The 21,747-nt window shown below is 45.8% G+C and carries 16 protein-coding genes; 15 read left to right on the forward strand and 1 reads right to left on the reverse strand.

All coding sequences use genetic code 11. From position 1 onward, the window contains the following. Positions 1-55 precede the first annotated feature (55 nt). From QT998_RS02755 to QT998_RS27370, 10 genes are all read left to right on the forward strand, one after another. Positions 56-1,291: a vWA domain-containing protein gene (locus tag QT998_RS02755; protein ID WP_333117581.1), complete on the forward strand. Its 1,236-nt coding sequence runs from the start codon at positions 56-58 to the stop codon at positions 1,289-1,291. A 142-nt stretch (positions 1,292-1,433) separates the two neighbouring features. Further along, the gene (locus QT998_RS02760; protein ID WP_333090455.1) at positions 1,434-2,000 is read left to right on the forward strand and encodes a Uma2 family endonuclease; all 567 of its coding nucleotides are present in this window, start codon (positions 1,434-1,436) and stop codon (positions 1,998-2,000) included. A 4-nt stretch (positions 2,001-2,004) separates the two neighbouring features. Next, on the forward strand, positions 2,005-2,481 hold the full coding sequence (locus QT998_RS02765) for a tetratricopeptide repeat protein (protein WP_333117580.1): 477 nt from the start codon (positions 2,005-2,007) through the stop codon (positions 2,479-2,481). A 90-nt stretch (positions 2,482-2,571) separates the two neighbouring features. Next, on the forward strand, positions 2,572-3,504 hold the full coding sequence (gene thrB / locus QT998_RS02770) for a homoserine kinase (RefSeq protein WP_333117578.1): 933 nt from the start codon (positions 2,572-2,574) through the stop codon (positions 3,502-3,504). Between the two features lie 1,077 nt (positions 3,505-4,581). Continuing rightward, entirely contained in the window at positions 4,582-5,376 is a 795-nt protein-coding gene (locus tag QT998_RS02775; RefSeq protein WP_333090450.1) for an RNA polymerase sigma factor, read from the forward strand. Continuing rightward, positions 5,316-7,016: a tetratricopeptide repeat protein gene (locus QT998_RS02780; RefSeq protein WP_333117576.1), complete on the forward strand. Its 1,701-nt coding sequence runs from the start codon at positions 5,316-5,318 to the stop codon at positions 7,014-7,016. The genes QT998_RS02775 and QT998_RS02780 overlap by 61 nt, the downstream gene beginning before the upstream one ends. 470 nt (positions 7,017-7,486) lie before the next feature. Then, a complete protein-coding gene (locus QT998_RS02785; protein ID WP_333090447.1) occupies positions 7,487-8,431 on the forward strand; it encodes a hypothetical protein in 945 nt (314 codons plus the stop codon). 260 nt (positions 8,432-8,691) lie between these two features. Next, positions 8,692-10,359 (forward strand): ABC transporter ATP-binding protein, encoded by a 1,668-nt coding sequence (locus QT998_RS02790; protein ID WP_333117575.1) that lies wholly within the window; start codon positions 8,692-8,694, stop codon positions 10,357-10,359. A 43-nt stretch (positions 10,360-10,402) separates the two neighbouring features. Further along, positions 10,403-11,275: a class I SAM-dependent methyltransferase gene (locus tag QT998_RS02795; protein WP_333117574.1), complete on the forward strand. Its 873-nt coding sequence runs from the start codon at positions 10,403-10,405 to the stop codon at positions 11,273-11,275. A 509-nt stretch (positions 11,276-11,784) separates the two neighbouring features. Next, positions 11,785-11,871, forward strand: a complete 87-nt coding sequence (locus QT998_RS27370; RefSeq protein WP_442921937.1) for a hypothetical protein — start codon at positions 11,785-11,787, stop codon at positions 11,869-11,871. 157 nt (positions 11,872-12,028) lie between these two features. On the opposite strand, the gene QT998_RS02800 is transcribed toward QT998_RS27370, so the two are convergent. After that, the gene (locus QT998_RS02800; RefSeq protein ID WP_333090443.1) at positions 12,029-13,207 is read right to left on the reverse strand and encodes a response regulator; all 1,179 of its coding nucleotides are present in this window, start codon (positions 13,205-13,207) and stop codon (positions 12,029-12,031) included. Between the two features lie 748 nt (positions 13,208-13,955). Here QT998_RS02800 and fbp point away from each other — a divergent pair. The 5 genes from fbp (at position 13,956) to QT998_RS02825 (ending at position 21,657) form a co-directional block, all read left to right on the forward strand. Beyond that, positions 13,956-15,029 (forward strand): class 1 fructose-bisphosphatase, encoded by a 1,074-nt coding sequence (gene fbp / locus QT998_RS02805; RefSeq protein WP_333117572.1) that lies wholly within the window; start codon positions 13,956-13,958, stop codon positions 15,027-15,029. A gap of 189 nt (positions 15,030-15,218) precedes the next feature. Beyond that, entirely contained in the window at positions 15,219-16,373 is a 1,155-nt protein-coding gene (gene tal, locus QT998_RS02810; RefSeq protein WP_333117570.1) for a transaldolase, read from the forward strand. Between the two features lie 261 nt (positions 16,374-16,634). Then, positions 16,635-18,164 carry a glucose-6-phosphate dehydrogenase gene (gene zwf, locus QT998_RS02815; protein ID WP_333090439.1) on the forward strand — a complete coding sequence of 510 codons (1,530 nt, stop codon included), beginning with the start codon at positions 16,635-16,637 and terminating at the stop codon, positions 18,162-18,164. A 169-nt stretch (positions 18,165-18,333) separates the two neighbouring features. Beyond that, the gene (gene opcA / locus QT998_RS02820) at positions 18,334-19,698 is read left to right on the forward strand and encodes a glucose-6-phosphate dehydrogenase assembly protein OpcA (RefSeq protein ID WP_333117568.1); all 1,365 of its coding nucleotides are present in this window, start codon (positions 18,334-18,336) and stop codon (positions 19,696-19,698) included. Positions 19,699-20,073: 375 nt separating this feature from the next. Further along, a complete protein-coding gene (locus QT998_RS02825) occupies positions 20,074-21,657 on the forward strand; it encodes a cobyrinate a,c-diamide synthase (protein ID WP_333117566.1) in 1,584 nt (527 codons plus the stop codon). The last annotated feature ends 90 nt before the right edge of the window (positions 21,658-21,747 follow it).

Genomic DNA, 21,747 nt, shown 5'->3' on the forward strand with positions numbered 1-21,747 from the left:
TGAACTGATGGAGCTATTCTTAAAGAAATAGTAACGCAATCTTTAGGTATCCCGCATGAAAGTTAGTTTGCTCCCGGTCTTAAACGACCCCAACCTTGACGCGATCGCGCCCTCAACCCAGCGCCAGCTAGCGATTTCAGTGTCTGCGACGGCAAGCTCGATCGACTCCAGCGTACCCTTAAATCTGTGCCTGATTCTCGACCACAGTGGGTCGATGGGCGGACGGCCGTTGGAAACCGTCAAACAAGCCGCCGGACGGTTGCTCGACCGGTTGAAGCCTGGGGATCGCTTTTGCGCGGTGGCTTTCGATCACAAAGCCAAAGTCCTCGTCCCCAACCAAATTGTGGAAGACTCCGCTAGCATTAAACGCCAAATTGAGAGGTTGCGACCGGCCGGCGGTACAGCAATTGATGAGGGCATTAAGTTAGGTATTGAAGAGTTGGGGAAAGGCAAAAAAGAAGCTATATCTCAGGCATTTCTACTTACTGACGGCGAAAACGAACACGGCGACGACAGTCGCTGTTTGAAGCTGGCGAAACTCGCCGCCGAGTACAATATGACTTTAAATTCTCTGGGCTTTGGCGATAACTGGAATCAGGATATTTTGGAAAAGATTGCTGATGCTGGCGGCGGTGCTTTGGCTCACATTCAGCGGCCCGAAGATGCGGTTGATGAGTTTGGAAAATTATTTACTCGCATCCAAGGTGTAGGTTTGACTAATGCTTATTTGCTATTTTCCCTGATGCCAAAAGTGCGGTTAGCCGAACTTAAACCGATCGCCCAAGTTGCTCCTGATACGATCGAATTACCGGTACAGCAAGAGGGCGATCGCTTTATGGTCCGCCTGGGAGATTTAATGAAGGATGTAGAGCGAGTAGTTTTGGCTAATATTTATATTGGACAGTTACCTGAAGGCAAACAGGCGATCGGGCAATTACAAATTCGCTACGACGATCCGACTGTCGGTGAAGGTTTGCTTTCCGATCCCGTTGCAGTTTCTGCTAATGTCCTAAAAGTTTATCAACCGGCACTTAACCCGATGGTGCAGCAGCATATTTTAGCTTTGGCTAAGTACCGCCAAACTCAACTCGCCGAAACTAGATTACAACAGGGCGATCGCGCCGGTGCCGCCACAATGTTACAAACGGCGGCTAAAACTGCTCTGCAAATGGGCGATAAAAGTGCGGCCACAGTGCTGCAAACTTCTGCTACTCGCTTGCAGTCTGGTGAAGATTTGAGTGAGGCCGATCGCAAGAAAACTCGGATTGCTTCTAAAACTGTTCTTAAGTAGTGTAATGTGCGGTTAATTGCGATCGACCCCATAGTTTGTAGTAAGGACTTTAGTCCTAATTGACTAAAAGTCGCAGAGAGGACTGAAGTCCTTACTACGAACCGGTTTATAATGTTTGTACCACCTATTATAGAGTGCTTGTATGAGCCAGACAATATCTGATAAAGTACGCTGGACTACCGCTGATTTGGAACTATTGCCCGATAACGGCGATCGTTACGAACTTATTGATGGAGAGTTATTTGTGACTAGAGCACCGCATTGGGGGCATCAAGAAGCTTGTGGTAACTTTTACCTAGAGTTGAAAACCTGGTCGCGATCGACTGGTTTGGGAAGAGCCGCCATCAATCCAGGTCTGATTTTCACTGATGCCGATAACGTCATCCCCGATGTAGTTTGGGCCAGCAATGAACGCTTGGATATCTTGCTAGACGAAGCCGGACATTTAACCGCCGCACCCGAGTTAATTGTTGAAGTATTGTCTCCCGGTACAGACAATGAAAGACGCGATAGAGATTTGAAACTCAGACTCTATTCGGTACGAGGAGTACAGGAATACTGGATTGCGAATTGGCGGTTGCAACAAATTGAGGTTTATCGCAGGGAAGAAGCAAGTTTAAGGCTTGTTGCTACACTGTTGAGGAATGATGAATTGACATCGCCTTTGTTACCCGGTTTTAGTTGTTCTGTCGCTCAGATTTTTGCTTAGAATTATGAAATACTTTTACAGGGCGATCGCCCTTTGGGGATTTGTGACAGTTTTTGGTGGCATATCTCCTGCCATTTCTACAAAACCCTCACCAATACTAATCGTTCAAAATACTGCCGAAGACCTATTCAACAGTGGTTTAGCCAAATCAGAAGCTGGAGACATCCCAGGGGCGATCGCAGATTATACCGCAGCCATTCGCCTCAATCCCAACTACGTCCAAGCCTACAACAAACTGGGCATCATTCACGGCCGCAACCTCAAAGACTATCCAGCAGCCAAAGCCGACTTCGATCGCGCAATTGAAATTAACCCCAACTACGGCGACGCTTACTACAACCGCGCCAGAGTCCGCGAGTTCTTAGAAGACAAACCGGGGGCGATCGCCGATTATCATAAAGCAGCCGAACTCTATCAAAAAGATGGCAATACCAACGATTATCAAGATGCTATCAAGCATCTTGAAATGCTGCAAGAATAAATGGCTTTTGAAAACATAGTATAATATCCTTCGCTCTGCGTTCATCTGCGTCCATCTGGGGTTAAACACTCCCAATTAACTATTCAAAAAATGCCCGAAACTTCCACCGTCACCGTCACCGTACCCGCCACAACCGCCAACCTGGGCCCAGGATTCGACTGCATCGGCGCTGCTTTAAGCCTCTACAACCGCTTCCAATTCTCCCGACTCGAACCCTCAGCAACCGAGAAACTAAAAATTACAGTTACGGGCCAAGAAGCCGCCAAAGTCAAGACAGACGAAAGCAATCTGGCTTATCAAGCTTTTCTCAAGTTATACGATCGCCTCCAACAATCGCCGCCGCCCGTAGCCATACATATAAATATGCAAGTGCCGCTGGCTAGAGGCTTGGGAAGTTCCGCCACAGCTATTGTGGGCGGGTTAGTCGGTGCAAATGAATTAGCCGGAAAGCCTTTGAGTCAGGTGGAAGTGATGCAGTTGGCGATCGAACTTGAAGGCCATCCCGACAACGTTGTCCCCGCTTTATTAGGAGGTTGTCGCCTCGCTGCTAGCAATACACCAAGCGGTTCCTGGGAAATTTGCGATATTCCCTGGCATCCTAATATTGTGCCCGTGGTAGCGATTCCCGATTTTGAACTTTCTACAGCCGAGGCGCGACAAGTTTTGCCCAGCGAGTACAGCAGGGCTGATGCGATTTTCAATGCCGCACACCTCGGTTTGCTGTTGCGGGCTTTGGAAACTGGCAATGAAAACTGGCTGCGCTGCGCCCTCCAGGACAAAATTCACCAACCTTACCGGCAATCTCTGATTCAGGGATATGAAGCAGTGCAAGAAGCTGCATTCAAGGCAGGGGCTTATGGAATGGTAATTAGCGGTGCCGGACCAACGCTTTTAGCTTTAACGGATGTTACTAATGCTGTTGCGGTTGTGAGGGAAATGGCGGCTGCTTGGATGGAATTTGGGGTGAAGGCTGATGTAAGGGCGATCGCGATCGACACCCAAGGCGCGATAATTTCTAGTTAATTAGTCCTACATTTAGCTTGACAAAATACATACTTTGTGTAGTGTGAAAGGGCGATCGACCTTTCACACTTTTTTTTGTTTTTTTGTCCAAGGTCTTAACAAAACTGCAAGTAGCTCAATACAATGCGATCGTGTGCAGCCTAAGTATAAATCCTCATGCTAGAACAAATCAGCAATACATATCCCTGGTTAAGCCCACATTCCGCACCCTCAACTGTCACCATCGGTATTTACTTATTTTTATCGAGCCATTAAGCTACAAATTATAGTTTGATACCGTATATTAACGGATATTAAAAATTTGAAACGCATAATTTATCACTTTAAAAATCGATTATTCTGGGTAATTATGCTGTGACACTAAGCGCGTGCGGAATGTGGCGTTGCTGATTTACGGTATGAAAGGCTAAATATGCAAGTCATAGAAACCAGAATCCACAAAACTTCTGAATTTTCAACTTATTTTTTTCATACCCTGATTAAGCAACGCCCGGAATGTAATTAAGCACCATTATTCTTCTTCGTAAAACCTATCCAAACTTATGTTTCTTCGGGTTAGCCCCATATAACACATTTGGGATTTTGTCCAGAGAATTCCGAAGAACCCGACTTTTCCGACTTTAGAACCCGATTTTTCCGACTTTAGAACCCGACTTTTCCGACTTTAGAACCTGAATTGTGCGATTAGACTGTTAGTGGGACAGATAATATAGTTGTTGCGGCTGCCTGCAAAAACTAACCCTGTCAAGGTTGATACAGCCCTGTGAAAAATTAAGAGGATGGGCATCTAAATGCATAACATAAAAACTTAATTAGTCAAATTTGGGTGCAAATGTGACTAATTAAGTTTCAGCTTTGGGCTTGAATAACGTCAAGCTGTTGGCCTGATTGTTTGGCGGCAAAGTTACACAAAAAACACAAAAAGTTCCCCAAAAAAACTCGATACTTGACCTTTAAAACACTTCCCTATCTAGCCTACAAAGGCTCGAACAAGCAACATAATTAATCCGGTGCAGAAAAACTACTTTAGGTTAAACCCAAAATCAAAAGTAAGCTGAATTTCAGGGATAAATCGTCATGTCAAATTCTCAATTCGTTAATACCTCATGCTTTCGTAGTTGCTCTGAAGATATAGAGAAAACGTTCTGGCAGCTATGGGAGCAGAATCGAGATTATTTTTACCGTTGCTGTCTCAAGTGGATGGGCGGTAATTCTATGGATGCGGAAGAAGCGCTCAGTCGCGCAATGGTCAAAGCTTGGGATAAATTACCAGACTATGCCGAAAAAATCACTAACCTCCGAGCTTGGCTCACCCGCTTAACCCATAATCTCTGTATAGATATACATCGAGAACGTCGCCGAAAAGCAATACAAATAGACAATATTGAGGACATAGCGACTATCGATAACTCAGCGGTTATTTCTGGTTGTGACTCTCCTGAATTAGCACTTCTAAATCATGAGTTGGGACAGTACCTGCGCGAGGCCATAAATTCTCTTCCTTATCGACTGCGCGCTCCGTTTACTATGCGTTACTGCGACCAGATTTCCTATCAAGATATAGCCCAAAAACTCGCCATCTCTCTCGATAACATTTACAAGCGTATCCAACAGGCGCGAGACATTCTGCAAAAGCGTTTGAGCAGGTATTTGTCAGGGTTGGATGATGCTCTGTTAGATTTTTCCAAGGTTGGCAAAAGGGAAAAGCTGGTGGTGGAGAGTTCCCAATCTCAGGAAACGATCGCATCCGACTCGATCGCCCCGATGACAGAGAACATTGGCGAGACAATTAATTATCAGGTAACAGCAATATGTCTAGAAACACTACATTCCGGGTCGTATCGATCGCTCAGTCCTCTGGGGTGGAGTTGAATGCTTACCTGGTTGGAGACTCCAAGCCAACCCGACAAGAGCAGAAGCTGAAAACATTAAGTGAGTACGTGCAGCAGTATCCCTCTGGGTGGAAGAAGCGGTTGGAATTGGCGAATCTGCTGTATGAAATGGGTCATATCGAGCAGGCGGTTGAGGAATATCGCCAAGTAATAGATCGGCAGCAACCACCATCGATCGGCGTGCGGTTGCAATTGGCGAAACTCTTGCAGCTTATGGGACAAGAGGTTGAGGCAGTAGCGGTTTATGAAAGTGCCTCGGCCAATGCACGCAATGAGGCGACTCGGCAGCATATCAGCGGATCGATCGCACTCTGTAGAAATGACACTCAGGCAGCGATACTCGCTTTTGAGTCGGCGGCTTCCCTAGAACCAGATAATGCGGCTCACTGGCTGGCGTTGGGGCAGGTGCAAATGGGGAGAGGGGATGCGGTTGCAGCTTTGCGAGCCTTTGATACGGTTTTGTCACTCAACCCGGATGATGTTGTAGCGCTGATTGACAGCTACGACGCGAGTCAGGCGGTGGGGAATGTGCGCCAAGCGCAGCGCAGGTTGAGCAAAGTGCTAGAGGTGGCTCCGGGTGATTTCCGAGCGCTCAAACGACTGGCGGATACTCGTTGCCGGATGAGATTGGTATCGGGTGAGGAGGGGAAGCAGACTAAACAGATAATTAGTTCTGTGCTGCAACTGGCTCCTGATGCGGCGGATGCCCGCGAGTTGCTGGCATATTATCACGTTTTCCGGGGGGAGTCGGCTAATGGAGTTGGGGTGTTGGAACGGTTTACTGAGGAACACCCGAATCATCCTAGGGGTTGGTATTCCTATGGGCGGTGCTTGTTCCATACGGGGGAATATCAGAAAGCGGCTGAGGCGATGCTGAAGGCTTATCGTCTGTATCCGCAGGATTGTGAAATTTATCGGGCGTTGTGCGAGATTTTGCCTGCTGCCTCTCCCCCAGTTCCTCTCGATCCCCCCTCCGCCCCTCTTAAAAAGGGGGGAACCAGTCTCAAAGTCGCCCTCGATCAGGGGGATTTAGGGGGATCTAACCGTCAAGTAACCCTTACATCAATAGTAGAAGAGATGCTCGATCGTTTTCCTGAACGCTGGAGTGTTTGGACGACGGCGGGGCGGGTGTTGGTGGAAAGTTTTCAGGAGATTGAGCGAGGGTGTGGTGCCTCTGTGCGGGGGACGCAACTTGAACCGCAGTTACCTGATGCTTGGTTTAGTCACGGGCGGGTGTTGGCGCTGGCGGGGAAACACCGGGAAGCGGTGGAGGCTTTGGCGCAAGGATGGCAGTTGCTACCAGAAGATGGGAGTTATTTGCAATCTGTATCTGCTGCGGTGTGGCTGGGGGAGAGTTATCGGCTGCTGGGGGATGAGGTGGCGAGTCGCAAATGGTTGGAAAAGGCTTGTCAGTCCCGGGAATTGATGGAGTTTGACCCGGCGATGGCTGGTTACTGGCAAGGGAGAGCGTTGTTGGGCTTGGGGGATGTGACGCAGGCAGTGGAGGCGTATCGAAGTGCGCTGAGTCGGCGGTTGCTCTACCCTTTTCGCGGGGAGGTTGAGGAGGCTGTGAAACGGCTCAAAGGTAAGAGGCGAAAGGGCGATCGGGCTAAAGCGTAGATCCTTGACTTCTTAGGGAAGTCGGGGATCTGAACCTCTCAGAGTGCATTGAGTTAGGAAAAAACCGCCTCTAACTCGAAAAATTCAGAAATTGACCTCTGGATTCGTCTTATAGGTGTAGAGACAAAAATAAAATTTCGTCTCGACGAACAACCAAAATCACACTAATCTCAAAGGAGGCTAATTATGAGACGATTTTTATTTTAATAGGATAATATTTAATCAGTTAAACTACATTTGTAAGCTGATTAAATATGAGTAAAAATAGATGTAGGGTGGGCACTGCTCACCCTACATCTTTTGTTGCTGACGTTAATTCAATAACACAATCTGGTGCAATGGCTGGAAATTATAGTTCTTGTGCTGAGGGTGCATTGAGGTAGGAAAAAATAGCCTCTAACTCTAAAAATTCAGAAATTGACTTTGGGAATCGTCTTAATAGTGTAAATATAGTTTAAATGGAGACAATCATGCCCGCATATACATTTAAGGTATTTCTTGCACGACCAGCTACATCGCCGCTAAGTTGGAACTTTAACACAACGGTTGTTACGATAGCTCAAGATCAAAATCAAGCTGCAAATCAGGCTTTGCAAGAGGCATATCAACAATGGGTCACATCGGTAATTCCTGAGCAATTACCCCTTCTTAATGTTTGTCGTCATCAAGTAACTCTTCAATATCAAAATAAAGAGACCAACGTTAACTTGGTATCCACAAATGAAACAAATGGAGTTCAGTATACTCTTACAGTTATCAACAATTCCAGCAATCCTACTAATATTGCTGTTTTCCAGAATGACCCAGAAATTGGTGCCAAGAATGTATTCCCTTTAGCATGGTTTGTAAAGTTTGCTTATCCAAAAACAACCATCAAGTTTAACTGGACAATAAGCTACAACTTTTGCTGGTCGGAGACGGGGGAACTAGCACCAGGAGTGGTTTTTGATGCAACTCAATCACCAGTTGCTGGTTTACAAGAGAAAAACCAAATTTTGTTGGATTATGATCCAAACAATCAAGCCTATTTCTTCAATCCAATTACGCCAGAAACAGTGACACCATTAGGAATACTCCACGTCAAACAATCTGCCAATGTACCGCTCAAGCAAGCAACAGTAGGAATAGGTATGTCAGGCTCAGGAACTTTTGTTGTCCAAGCGCAGCCCAACATAACAGTGAACTTTACCCCCCATCCGAAATATTACGTTCTTGCAGGCACATTTACGGAGGGCCAGGTACTTGATATTTCAGAAACGACAAACGCACCGGAAGTAGAGTTCGGCCCAGGAGTATATCAAATGACAGCAACCCTAAATCCAGATAACACATGGACTATTAAACCAACGAAACAAGCGAACAGAATCTTTCTTATGTCAAAGGCGACTAACCAGTATGCAATTTGGGGGGAATAATGCGATCGCTCTTAAATAGACATCCCCGAAAATAGTCAAAGCTTTTCTCTTACTGCTCTTGAGTCATTTTGCACAGTTCAATGACACACAATAGATTCAGCGATTTAATCAGTGGCAAATTATTGCATATTGCTGATTGAGTGTGACTGAAACTAACTGTAGGGTGGGCAATGCCCACCCTACTTAATAAGAAAGTTATCCAAATTAAAACTGCCAAAGTAAAAGCCTAAATCGTGCCTGTAGACAAACTCCTATAACTCATGGAACTGATTTGGTTCTTTAAAACCCTCAACAAATACATTGCCTCCTACAAATGGCAATTCATTTTACTCTTTACCTGCCTGATATTCGACGCAGCATTCGATTCAGTCTTCCGAGCCAGCTTAAAATTTATCATCGATGCCGCCATCGTTCCCCAAAACTATGGCCTTCTGGTTCTAATCCTGTCATTGCTAGTTGTCGGAGCAATTCTATATGCCTGCATCGGTTTGCTAGGAATTTTCCTAGGAGCGCGTTTGGGCATTTTGATAACTAACAATATCCGACACTCTCTATTCCAGCATCTCCAGAGCCTTTCAATGGAGTTTTTTGGGCGGCGTTCAGCCGGAGATATTGTCAATTGTCTCATCGCCGATGTCCAAAAGGTGGAAAATGGTGTAATTACAATGGGGCTGACAGTCGTTGTTTTAGAACTGTCTAACTTCCTGTTTTCTCTGGTTTTCCTCTTCTTCCTCAACTGGCAACTAGCCCTGCTCAGTTTAATCGGTTTAACCATCTGCACCATTGCCCCAGCAAAAATAGCCAGCCTTGCCACCGAAGTCGGCTATAAGTTGCTGCAAAAAGAAGGACAGATTGCCAGCGTCGTCGAAGAGAATATCCTCTCGCAAACCGTTGTCAAGATATTCGGGCTGGAGAACCAAATGACTGAGGATTTTGCCACCGCTTTGAATGACTTAAAACAGGTTTATGTCCGGGCAACCTTTCTCTCCTACTTAGTGCAGAAAGTCCCCATGATTGGTTTTGTCATGACGCAGCTTATCGTTTTAAGTATCGGTGCTGTCATGACATACCAGAATATCATTTCCGTAGGCACTCTTGCCTCGTTTCAAGTTTTAATGCTAGGATTGAATCTCAATATCCTCGGTTTAACTTCGTCACTGCCTGCATTTATTGATGGAGTAGCAGGGCTGCAACGCATCAGCGATATCTTATCAGAAACTCCGGCGAGTCAGGATGCACCGGGTGCGATTGATTTACCTCACTTTTTCAGTGATATTAACTTTGAAAATGTTACTTTTAGCTACTCCCAAGATAGAGGTGGAGTTAAAAATCTATCCCTGAAGATTCGCCAAGGAGACTTCGCGGTATTTGTCGGTGAAAGTGGAGCAGGCAAAAGTACAATTGTCAACTTGCTGACGCGATTTTACGACCCGGATAAAGGACGCATTCTGTTTGATGGAATTGATTTACGTCATGCAACAGTACGCTCCCTCCGTTCTCAAATTGGACTGGTTTCTCAGGATGTAATTCTGTTTAATTGCTCCGTGCGGGAAAACATCCGCATGGGCTATCTAGAAGCCACTGACGAACAAGTCGAAGCCGCAGCCAAAGCCGCCGAGATTCACAAATTTATTTTGTCCTTACCCCAAGGCTACGACACACCTGTTGGTGACAGGGGCGGACAGTTATCCGGGGGACAACGGCAAAGAATCGCTTTAGCTAAAGCCTTGGTGAGAAATCCAGCCATTCTAATTCTGGATGAAGCCACATCCGCCCTCGACCCCGCCACAGAAGCCGAAATCCTCGCCACTATCGAGCGCATCACCAAAGAACGCACGGTGATTTTGATCACTCACCGCATGGCCCATGCCTTGCGTGCGGATGTCATGTACGTGCTGGAAAACGGCAGCTTGGTTGTTAGCGGTTGACACACAGATTTGACCTGTACAGAATATTTTGGAGTTAAAAATTATGACCGGCACAAATGATTACAAATGGCTAATTCCCTCTTCTCAAAACCTTGGCTCGAAATCTCTTGAAGAAGAGAAAGATATCTGGGATAAAAACCACGAAGATTATACCAACACCTCTTTCAGCATCACCCAAGACCCCAAAATCTGCAAAACCCTAATCCGTCCAGAGCGTTCTCCCGGCTATGATATTCCCAACTCGCCTGATATCAAAGTCCTAATTCCCGGTTGTGGCTCGGAAATTTATCTTCAGAAAACCTTACTAGAATTTTGTCCCCAAATTGGACAAATCTACTGTACCGATTTTTCCAAAACAGCCATTGAAAAAGCACAAGCAGACTGGAAAACAGCAGATGGAGATTCCCGACTCAACGATCGGCAAATCGTGTTTGAGGAAATAGACTCCACGCGAATCACCGAACAAAAACCGGAGTGGAACGAGAAATTTGATTACGTCCTACTCGCAAATTCCGTGGTTTCCAGTGAGGATAAAACCAACCGCGAGATGATTCGGGAATTTGGAAAAGTTCTCAAGCCAGGTGGCAAGATATACGGATATTTTCCAACTACCTTATGCTTCTTAGAAATTGCCTATTTCAGTCGCAAACACGCTCACTGTGTTACAGAGGGATTTATCGATGTCTACGGCAATAAAGTTTGGGATGCTGAGTGGCAAAGTATCCAGATTTATTACACTCCCTTGCGGTTAAATCGCATCTTTAAAGAAGCGGGATTAAAACAACTCAGTTTGGAGATGCAGTTTTTGGACTATGAGCCTTTTGTTTCCATGTTTAAAGAGATGATAGATCATGACGACCCGGATATTTTTCTCTGGCATCTTCTAGCCCGTTATGAGAAAGAGGCTCTCGGTTGAGGGTTTTGGCAAAGCACCTGCATTGACAAAGAGCACATGATGAAAGTCTCAGAAATCCGGTTTCTGCATAAATTTATCGTGACTCAAAACTCGTAGAAACCGGGTTTCTAGCTACCTATGCGTGGCCTCAGAAACCCGGTTTCTGCGTAAATTTATCGTGACTCAAAACTCGTAGAAACCGGGTTTCTAGCTACCTATCGCGTGGGCTATGAAACTGTCCGAAGTATTGTTACTAAAAAATTAAAAATATCTCAAAAAAGAGTAAGTTGATCAATTGACAACAATTCGATAAACTTTACCAAAATTAGGAAGAATGCCTCAACTCAAAGAGGAACTGATAGAAGTATTTGAAGGCTCGGAAAATTGGGCAATGGGAACTTTGAGTTTAGTGGATTAGCTGGTGGAAGCTCAGGAATCTTTTCCCAAAAGCTTTCAAACTATAAAAAAGTGGTTTGGAGAGATTAGCAACTATTTTGAAACCAGAACAACTTTCTTGAGTAGTCGAAGGAATTAATAACAAATTAAAACTCATTAAACGCTCGGGGTATACATTTATAACTTTTCACAACTTTCAGCTAATAAGTTTGTTGAATTAGCATTGTACTCATTAATTTTGTATGGTCAATACGGTAGAACCAAGATTCTTAGGAATTGGGTTAATAAGTTTGAGTTTGAGAAGATTTTGGATATCCAACGCTTTGTAAAAGAATGATTACATAACCCCAGTCTCTCAAAGAAACCGGAGGTATGAGATTATTCTAAATGTGCTTTCATCTTTACCTTAAATTCAAGTAGTTTAAACATGGTGATATCGCGGACAGTGATCGAACAACCATCTCCAAATTTTACTGTACTCAAATAATACAATATTTGACAGTCATCTTTTTCCCAATAAAATTCTTGTTCGATCGCTTCTCCTCTCTCAACTACTTCTACAAGTGAATCAAACAGTGTCGGAGTAAGTTGATTGAACATTTTTTTCAGGATGGTTTTACCCATGAGGTTTTCTCGCTTTTGACCAAATAATTTGGCAAAGACGGGGTTGACCACCAAACACCGAAAATCGTGAATTTCTTCGGTTATCGGATCTCTCACCGCTTGCACAGCGGCAATTCCATCTTTGGAAGTATTTAATAAATTTGCAAGTAAAATGCGAGATTGGTAGAGAATTTCTGCGGTTTCTTGATGTTCTTCGATTTGCTTCCTCAACTGTTTTTTTTGTTTTTGGATAGTTAGTTGAGTTTGAATCCGAGCGATGACTTCTTCTGCTTGAAAGGGTTTGGTAATATAATCGACTCCGCCTACTTTAAAAGCTTTTACTTTATCTAAAACTTCATCTAGCGCACTTAAAAAAATTACCGGAACTTCTGAGGTATTTTCATCAGCTTTTAGAGCTTCACAGACTTCATATCCATCCATTTCTGGCATTTTAATATCGAGTAAAATGACATCGGGAGTATTATGGTGGATTGTTCTTAATGCCATCTTACCGTTAGTGACGCTGCGAACTTTATAACCCTGTTTGTTCAATACTTTTGTTAAAAAATGCAGGTTTTCGATCAAGTCGTCAACAATTAAGATATTGCCTTTGGGGTCGGAATTTTCCTCCGTGTCGTTTTCTGTTATTGTTTCTTCATGGCAATTGGGTGCGCCGCCAAGGGCTCTTACTACCCGTCGAAAGTTATTTTTGGTAATTTTTTGCCCGCAGGTGTCTGAAAGGTGTTTCCATAACAGGGAGGCTAAATCTTTAATATGACCGATGGTGAGATATAAGCTTTCGGCAACGCTATGATAGGTTTCGTTGTCCCAGGCAGCTTTGAGGATTTCTTTTTCTAAGGAAGTCAGTTGTTTACCTGTTTTGGCTTGTAGGATTGCTTCTACCAGTTGCAGTGCTTCTTCAAATCTCATGATTGGCTCGGTATCGTATGGCAAAGTTTGTTATTCCTGCACCTTAGTTAATCTTGCTCATATTTTAAGGAAAATCAGTATCATTACGGTGGTTTTTTGCCCAGAAATGAAATTTTTCTAAATCTCACATCTTGCACCAAGGTTAGAAACTGGGTTTCTTGCGACTGCTTTTACCTTTAGCCTAGATTTTTTGTTGAAAATCCCGGTTTAGATCGCCTGAGTGCGGTTTTTAAGTAGTAGTTCCGAATTAATTACACGTAATATCGCCTGAAAGCCCTACAGCGTAAAGAGTCTTTCTGTAATTAATTTTCCGAAGGTTACTTAACCCCATGAGCTACAGTAGCACGGGCAGATGATGAAACAACGCATGGGAGATTGAAGTAACTCCCGATACACCCTGACAAATTTAATAAACATCAAGGTGAACCGCCTGTTTCACAAGCAGTCAGGATGCTTGCCACACAGGAAGTTTTTGATAATTATCATAGTTCTTCATCGCCTGTCTCCAAAGCCGCCACAGAAGTATATTTTTTCACATGAATGTATAAAATAAAACTTAATTGTTAAAAAAAAAATCGTAATAACCGATAGTAAAAGTTGAGAATGGCCCAATGAGGATCTAAAGTTAGCCTAAAGTTCCATCCCCTTTAGCAAAACCCTTCCTAAGATAGAAGATAGGGACGATCGACCTCAAAGCCGATTAGCGGGGCAAACGGCAAGCACCTGAAAATCCCCAACTAACCAGCCGCAAGACAGGGAGAACATCCAAATCATGGTAAACGCGCCAACAGGGGAAACCCGTCTCGGCCAGACCGAACAGGTACAAGCCTTAGACCGCGATTGCACGACTTTATCCCGTCACGTACTCCAGCAACTCCACAGCTTTAGTGCAGATGCTCAGGATCTCAGCGCTTTGATGAATCGCATCGGGTTGGCTGCTAAGCTGATCGCGCGCCGACTTAGCAGAGCCGGGTTAATGGCAGATGCTTTAGGGTTTACAGGGGCTGTGAACGTGCAGGGAGAATCCGTCAAAAAGATGGATGTCTATGCTAATGAAGTGTTTATCTCGGTATTCCAGCAAAGCGGACTTGTCTGTCGCTTGGCTTCGGAGGAAATGGAAAAACCCTATTACATTCCTGAAAACTGTCCGATCGGACGCTACAGTCTGCTCTACGACCCCATAGATGGTTCTTCCAATCTTGACATCAATCTCGATGTCGGCTCAATATTCAGCATCCGCAAGCAAGAGGGGGACGATGCAGATGGTTCTGCCTCCGACTTGCTGCAACACGGACACAAACAAATCGGCGCAGGCTACGTACTCTACGGCCCCAGTACCATACTGGTTTATTCGATCGGTCAGGGTGTTCATTCCTTTACCCTCGACCCCAGTTTGGGCGAGTTTATTCTAGCTAACGAAAACATTAAGGTTCCCGATCGCGGCCCGATTTACAGCGTTAATGAAGGCAACTTCTGGCAGTGGGAGGAATCTTTGAGAGACTACATTCGCTACGTACACCGCAGCGAAGGCTACACCGCCCGTTACGGTGGGGCTTTGGTGGGAGATTTCCACCGGATTTTGTTCCAGGGAGGCGTGTTTTTGTACCCCGGAACGGTGAAAAACCCGGAAGGCAAATTGCGTTTGCTCTACGAATCGGCTCCTTTGGCGTTTTTGATGGAGCAAGCCGGCGGGCGCGCCAGTACGGGCATTCAAGACATTTTAGACGTTGTGCCGACCAAACTGCACGAGCGATCGCCCTTGATTATCGGCAGTAAAGAAAATGTAGCGATGGTCGAGTCTTTTATTCAAGATCGATCGCGCAATCCTAGAACTGTCCAAGAGTGAAGGAAGTTCGGCAACGAGCAATGTACGGGATGTAACGGATGTCTGGAAGAAGGAAGAGGGTTTTAACTTATAACTTTCGACTCCCAATTACCAATTCCCCATTGCCAATTTTCAATTACCAATTTTCAATTTTCAATTTCCAATTTCCAAGTCCCAATTAACAGCTATCAAATTGTAGGAGTTACAGTAATGACAGCAACACCAACGAATCACCTGTTAGAAATCAAAGAAATTGGCCAAAGTATCTGGATGGACAATTTGACTCGCGATCTGATCGAGTCCGGCGAACTCAAAAAGATGATTGAAAGTCGGGGACTGCGCGGGATTACATCTAATCCGGCTATTTTTGAGAAAGCGATCGCGGGTAATGTGATTTACGATGCGGATATCGAAGCGGGCATCCGGGCGGGCAAATCTGTTATGGAGATTTACGAATCTCTGGTATTTGAAGATATCCGCAACGCTTGCGACATCTTCGCCCCAGTTTACGCAGAGTCGAAGGGTTTGGACGGCTACATTAGCATTGAAGTGCCACCGACGATCGCCAACGACACAGAAAGCACGATTAGCGAAGCCATACGCTATTACCAAGCCCTCGGCAAAGAAAACGTGATGATTAAGATTCCGGGAACCGCTGAAGGTTTGCCCGCAGTCGAACGAGTCATCAGCGAAGGCATTAACGTTAACGTGACTTTGCTGTTCTCGGTTGACAGCTACGTCGAAACCTTCTGGGCTTACATTCGCGGTTTGGAAGCGCGGGCGGCTAAAGGTTTGGATATTAGCAATACTGCTTCTGTTGCCAGTTTCTTCTTGAGCCGGATCGACATCAATGTCGATGGCAAGATTGACGAGAAACTCAAAAATGTCACAGATATTTCCACAAAAGCTAAACTGGAAGCAGTGAAGGGGAAAATTGCGATCGCCAATGCGAAGGTAGCTTACCAGAAGTATAAAGAGATCGTAGCGAGCGATCGCTGGCAAGCTTTAGCAGCCAAGGGAGCGAAAGTGCAGCGATTGCTGTGGGCTTCCACCAGCACCAAAAACCCCAACTACAGCGATGTCATGTATGTCGATGAACTAATCGGCCCCGACACCGTTAACACTTTGCCGCCGAACACCGTTGAAGCTTGTTTCGATCACTGCGATGTCGCACCCCGGATTGAGAACAACGTTGAAGAAGCTTACACCCTGATCGAAAGTCTCAAAGATCCCGACATCGACATCAACTTGGACCAAGTGATGGCAGACTTGCTCCTCGACGGGATTGATAAATTCGTCACCCCGTTCCAATCCCTGATGGATTCCTTGCAAGAGAAAGTCCAGAAGTTGTCACCCGTCGCTTAGGCAGATATCTGTATCCTGAAAGGCAGAAGCATTTAGGAATCGGAATAGATAATTATTTGGGTTCTTAAATGCTGAGTCTTAAATCCTCTCTAGGGATTTTCAGATTAATGGCTCTCAGAGTTCCTAGAGAGCAAAATCATCTGCCTCCTCTAGCAGTATTAAGAACCGATTAACTCTCTCACCCACTAACTAGCAGAAATGACCGCAAACTATCATGGTGTCTTGGCAGGGTTAACATCACTAGAACAAGGAAAATAAATAATGGTAACGCTACTTGAAAATCCACTGCGGGTCGGTTTGCGAAAAGAACGGGTGCCGGAACCACAAATTCTGGTAATCTTCGGAGCTTCTGGGGATCTCACCCAGCGCAAACTGGTACCTGCAATTTATCAGATGAAGCGCGATCGACGCTTGCCACCGGAAACTACCGTGGTGGGAGTAGCCCGCCGCCCTTGGAGTCACGATTACTTCCGAGAGCAAATGCGCGAAGGCATTGAAGAATTTGGCGGCGGCATTGGCAATGAAGAATTTTGGCAAGATTTCGCTCAAGGTTTGTACTACTGTCCGGGTGACATTGACAACCCCGAAAGCTATCAAAAACTCAAAGCTTTCTTAGCGGAACTCGACGAAGAAAGGAGAACTCGCGGCAATCACATATTTTATCTCTCGGTTTCCCCGAACTTTTTCCCAGAAGCAATTAGGCAACTGGGCGCGGCTCAAATGCTGACCGATCCAGTAAAACACCGCTTGGTAATTGAAAAACCCTTCGGCCGCGACTTGAGTTCGGCAAAAGCTCTCAACCGAGTCGTGCAGAAGGTTTGCCAAGAACAGCAAGTTTACCGGATCGACCACTATTTGGGTAAAGAAACTGTTCAGAATTTAATGGTGTTCCGGTTTGCTAACGCGATTTTTGAACCGCTATGGAATCGGCAATTTGTCGATCACGTACAAATTACAGTTGCAGAAACAGTAGGCGTAGAAGACAGGGCAGGTTACTACGAATCCTCTGGGGCGTTGCGGGATATGCTGCAAAACCACTTGATGCAGATTTTCTGTCTGACGGCGATGGAACCACCGAATTCATTGGACGCTGACAGCATCCGCACCGAAAAGATGAAAGTTCTGCAAGCAACTCGCTTGGCAGATTTGAATAATTTGGACTTCTCAGCGATTCGGGGTCAATATTCCGCAGGTTGGATGAAGGGCAAACAGGTGCCGGGGTATCACGATGAACCGGGGGTTGCAGCCAACTCGACAACGCCGACTTTTGTGGCGATGAAGTTTATGATTGACAACTGGCGCTGGCAGGGAGTGCCTTTTTACCTGCGAACCGGCAAGCGGTTGCCGAAAAAAGTTAGCGAAATTGCTATTCAGTTCCGCGAAGTGCCGCTGTTAATTTTTCAGTCTGCGGCCCAACAAACTACTCCTAACGTTTTGACGATGCGGGTGCATCCGAATGAAGGAATTTCGCTGAGGTTTGAGGCGAAAATGCCGGGACCGGATTTGCGGACGCGGACGGTGGATATGGATTTCAGTTACGGTTCTTCCTTTGGGGTGACATCTTCGGATGCTTACGATCGCCTGTTAATTGATTGTATGCTGGGCGACCAAACTTTGTTTACCCGTTCTGATGAAGTGGAAGAAGCTTGGCGGGTGGTAACGCCGGCGTTGATGGCTTGGGAATCGTCCAACGACCAAGATTTGGTTCCTAAATACGAAGCGGGTACTTGGGAACCTGCAGAAGCAGAACTGCTAATTAACAGAGATGGCCGCAAGTGGCGCAGACTTTAAGAGTAATTAGTCAGCAGTCATTAGTCATTAGTTATAGGTCAGCATTAGTATTAGTGATTAGCTAAGAACGGCTAACTAAGAAGGGCTAACTAATGACTAAGAACCAATGACTAAGAACCAATGACCAATGACTAATGACTAATAACTAATAACAAAGGAGAGAAGATTTATGACGATGACACCGATGAAAGCTCCGCCTCTGGTTTCGCTACAAAGTCCTAAAGATGTGTCGATCGACCAAATAGAAGCAGAATTGAGTCAAATTTGGGAAAGTTACAGAGAATCAGGGTCGAAGGGCGATGTTCCGATCGCTAGTAGGGCAACAACTTTTACTTTTGTAGTCTACGAACCGGAAGAAACTCAGCGGTTATTAGCGGATCTGGGGTTTTACGACGGGCCAGTGGACGGTATTACTGGGCCCATGACGGCATCTAGCATCAGGGCGGCTCAAAAAGCTTATGGGCTGCCGAGAACTGGCAAACCTAACGCTGAATTGCTGGCAACTTTGCGGGAAGAAGTGGCTCGCAAAAATTCCAATGGTGAGGAGATGGGATCGAGTGGTTTGGGTTCCGGGGGTTCGGGCGTGGCTGACGCGATTGTAGCTGCCAATCCCTGCCGGATTATTGCTCTGTGCCCGACGGCGGGGGAAGATACGGGCGTGCAGGCTCAAGTGGCTGCTTACTGTCCGGTGCACAAGCGCACCACTGGCAATCTGATCTGCTGCGAGTACATTACGCTGCGGGGTACGGAAGCTGCTTTGGAACGGGTGAGCGGCATCGTGACGGCGTTGACGATCCCGGATTTGCCGACGCTGCTGTGGTGGAAGGCGAATCCTGATGCCGATCGAGGTTTGTTCCAGCGGCTGGCGACAATTAGCAGTTCTGTGATTGTTGACTCTAGCAGCTTTGCCGAGTGTGAAGCTGAATTGCTGTTGATGCAAAGTCTGATCGAGGAAGGAATTCCGATCGCGGATCTGAATTGGCGTCGGCTGGCGGCGTGGCAGGAGTTGGCTGCTGAGGCTTTTGACGCGCCGGAACGTCGCGCGGCGATTCGGGAAATCGATCGGGTGACGATCGATTACGAACAGGACAATTCTACTCAAGCGCTGATGTATTTGGGCTGGCTGGCGAGTCGGCTTCAGTGGCGTCCGGTTGCTTTCAAACAGGAAGAGGGCGATTACCACATCAAGCGAATTAAATTTGCGGGGCCGGACGAACGGGTTATCGAAGCCGAATTAGCTGCTATTCCTACTGCTGATTCGGGCGATGTCGCGGGCGATTTGATTGCTCTGCGTTTGAATTCTACAAACGAAAAGGCTGACTGCGGTACGGTTCTGTGTTCGGAAGTGGGCGGCTGTATGCGGATGGAAACGAAGGGAGGCGCTCAAACCGATCGGTTTAACCAGGTGAGTCCTCTGTTTGACCAAGTGACGGAACATTTGCTGGGCCAGCACTTGCAGAGTTGGGGCCGAGATGTGCTTTACGAAGAAAGTTTGGCAGTGACGGCCGGGATGCTGAAGTTGGCTAAGCGGTAAAGAGAAGTTCGGCAACGGATTGTGTAACGGATGTAACGGATGTAACGGATGTCAGTTCGATGTCCGTCGGAATAAGGAAGAAGGAATAAGGATTGAGTTAATATTCAGTGGGGCAGGCAATGTCTGCCCTACTTTTTTAGGAGTTATGAGTTAGAATTTATGAGTTTTGAATTAATAATTTTCTTTGACTCAAAACTATAAATTACTTCTAAAAAGCAACGAAATTACCTATATTCTTCTTCTCATTCTTCCTTCGCGGTCTTCGCGTCTTCGCGGTTCGTTAAATATGTATGTATTATTTGAAAAGTTCGAGAGCAATACTCATAACTTTATAACCGATCTATTTTCAGTATTTTTTGTAACTAATCTAGAACTATGACTTTAGTAATTGCTGGCGAACGCAGCGGGGCGGGAAAGACGACTGTGACGATCGCCCTTTTAGCTTATTTAATCCGTCGCGGCTTGAATGTTCAATCTTTTAAGGTGGGACCCGATTACATTGACCCGATGTTTCATGCTTTTGTTACTGGTCGCCCCTGTCGAAATTTAGACCCGGTGTTAACGTCTGAATCTTATGTAAAAAAGTGTTTTTCTCGTCATATTGAAGATGTCGATTATGCCTTAGTTGAAGGGGTGATGGGGCTATTTGATGGGGTTTCTCGGAAGAAAGAAGAAGAAAGTTCGGCAACGGATTTCGTAACGGATGTAACGGATAGAAGTTCGGCAACGATTGTACGAGATGTAAATGATGTAAATGATTTAACGGATTTAAGGAAGCCAGAAGGAAAACAACACTATTCTATTTCCTTTGCTTCTACGGCTCATGTTGCTCATTTGCTGAATTTGCCGGTATTGTTTGTGATAGATTGCAGCAGGCTCTCTGGTTCTGTGGCTGCGATCGCCCACGGTTTTCGTTCTTTTAACCCTGACCTTAAATTCGCTGGTTTGGTGCTGAATCGGGTGGCGAGCGATCGACATTTGGAACTGCTTCAAGATGCTCTAAAACCGCTCAAATTACCTATTTTGGGCGTTTTGCGTAGGGATGAGGCTGTTACTATTCCCGATCGACATTTGGGGCTGATTCCTGCTGAGGAGTTGCCGAATCTTCATGCTGCGATCGATAAGTTGGCTGATTTGGCTGCTGTTAGTTTTGACTGGGAGCAACTTTTACCTTTGTTGGCTGCGACTCGAAATGGTGGGGGTGAGGGGTCTGAGCAACTTTCGTGTAGGCACAGTCTCCCTTCGGGAATTATAACTCAAAAAGATGATGTTGTCAACTCTTTGGGAAAACAATTTGGGGTGAGGATTGCAGTTGCGCGCGATCGGGCTTTTAATTTTTACTATCAGGACAATCTTGATTTGTTGGAAGAGTTGGGTGCGGAGTTGGTATTTTGGAGCCCGCTTGATGACTCGGTTTTTCCTGACAATGTGCAAGGGTTATATTTTGGTGGTGGTTTTCCCGAAGTGTTTGCTCAAAAATTGAGCGGTAATGTTTTAATTCGGGATGCTGTCAGAAGTGCGATTTTTTCGGGAATGCCGACTTATGCGGAGTGCGGCGGTTTGATGTACTTGTGCGATTCTATTGTAGGCTTCGATGGCAATTCTTGGCAAGGGGTGGGTGTTTTGAAAACTGCTGCTGAGATGGGAAAGCGTTTGACGCTGGGATACCGGGAGGCTGTGGCGGTGAGGGATAGTTTGGTGTTAAATGCTTTTGATGCGGTTTGGGGTCATGAGTTTCATCGATCGCATTTAACTGTTGAACCGACTAATCCAGTTTATCACAGTTGGAGGTATGGGAAGCGGGGGGAAGTTGAGGCGGTTGCTGAAGGTTGGGGGGTTTGTCAGGTGCACGCTTCTTATTTGCATTTGCATTGGGGTGCTCGCCCTGATATTCCGGCTCGTTTTTTGCAGCAGTGTGCTGAGTTTGATTGTAAGGGTGTTTTGGGTGATCGGACTTAATTAATATTTTTTTTGACGAACCGCGAAGACGCTAAGGGCGCTAAGGAAGAGGGGAGAGCATTCTGCTGATGCGTTATTGTAATGGTATTT

Origin of the sequence: Microcoleus sp. S1D4, assembly GCF_036700765.1 — a bacterium.
In the GTDB taxonomy this organism is placed as follows: Bacteria; Cyanobacteriota; Cyanobacteriia; order Cyanobacteriales; family Microcoleaceae; genus Microcoleus.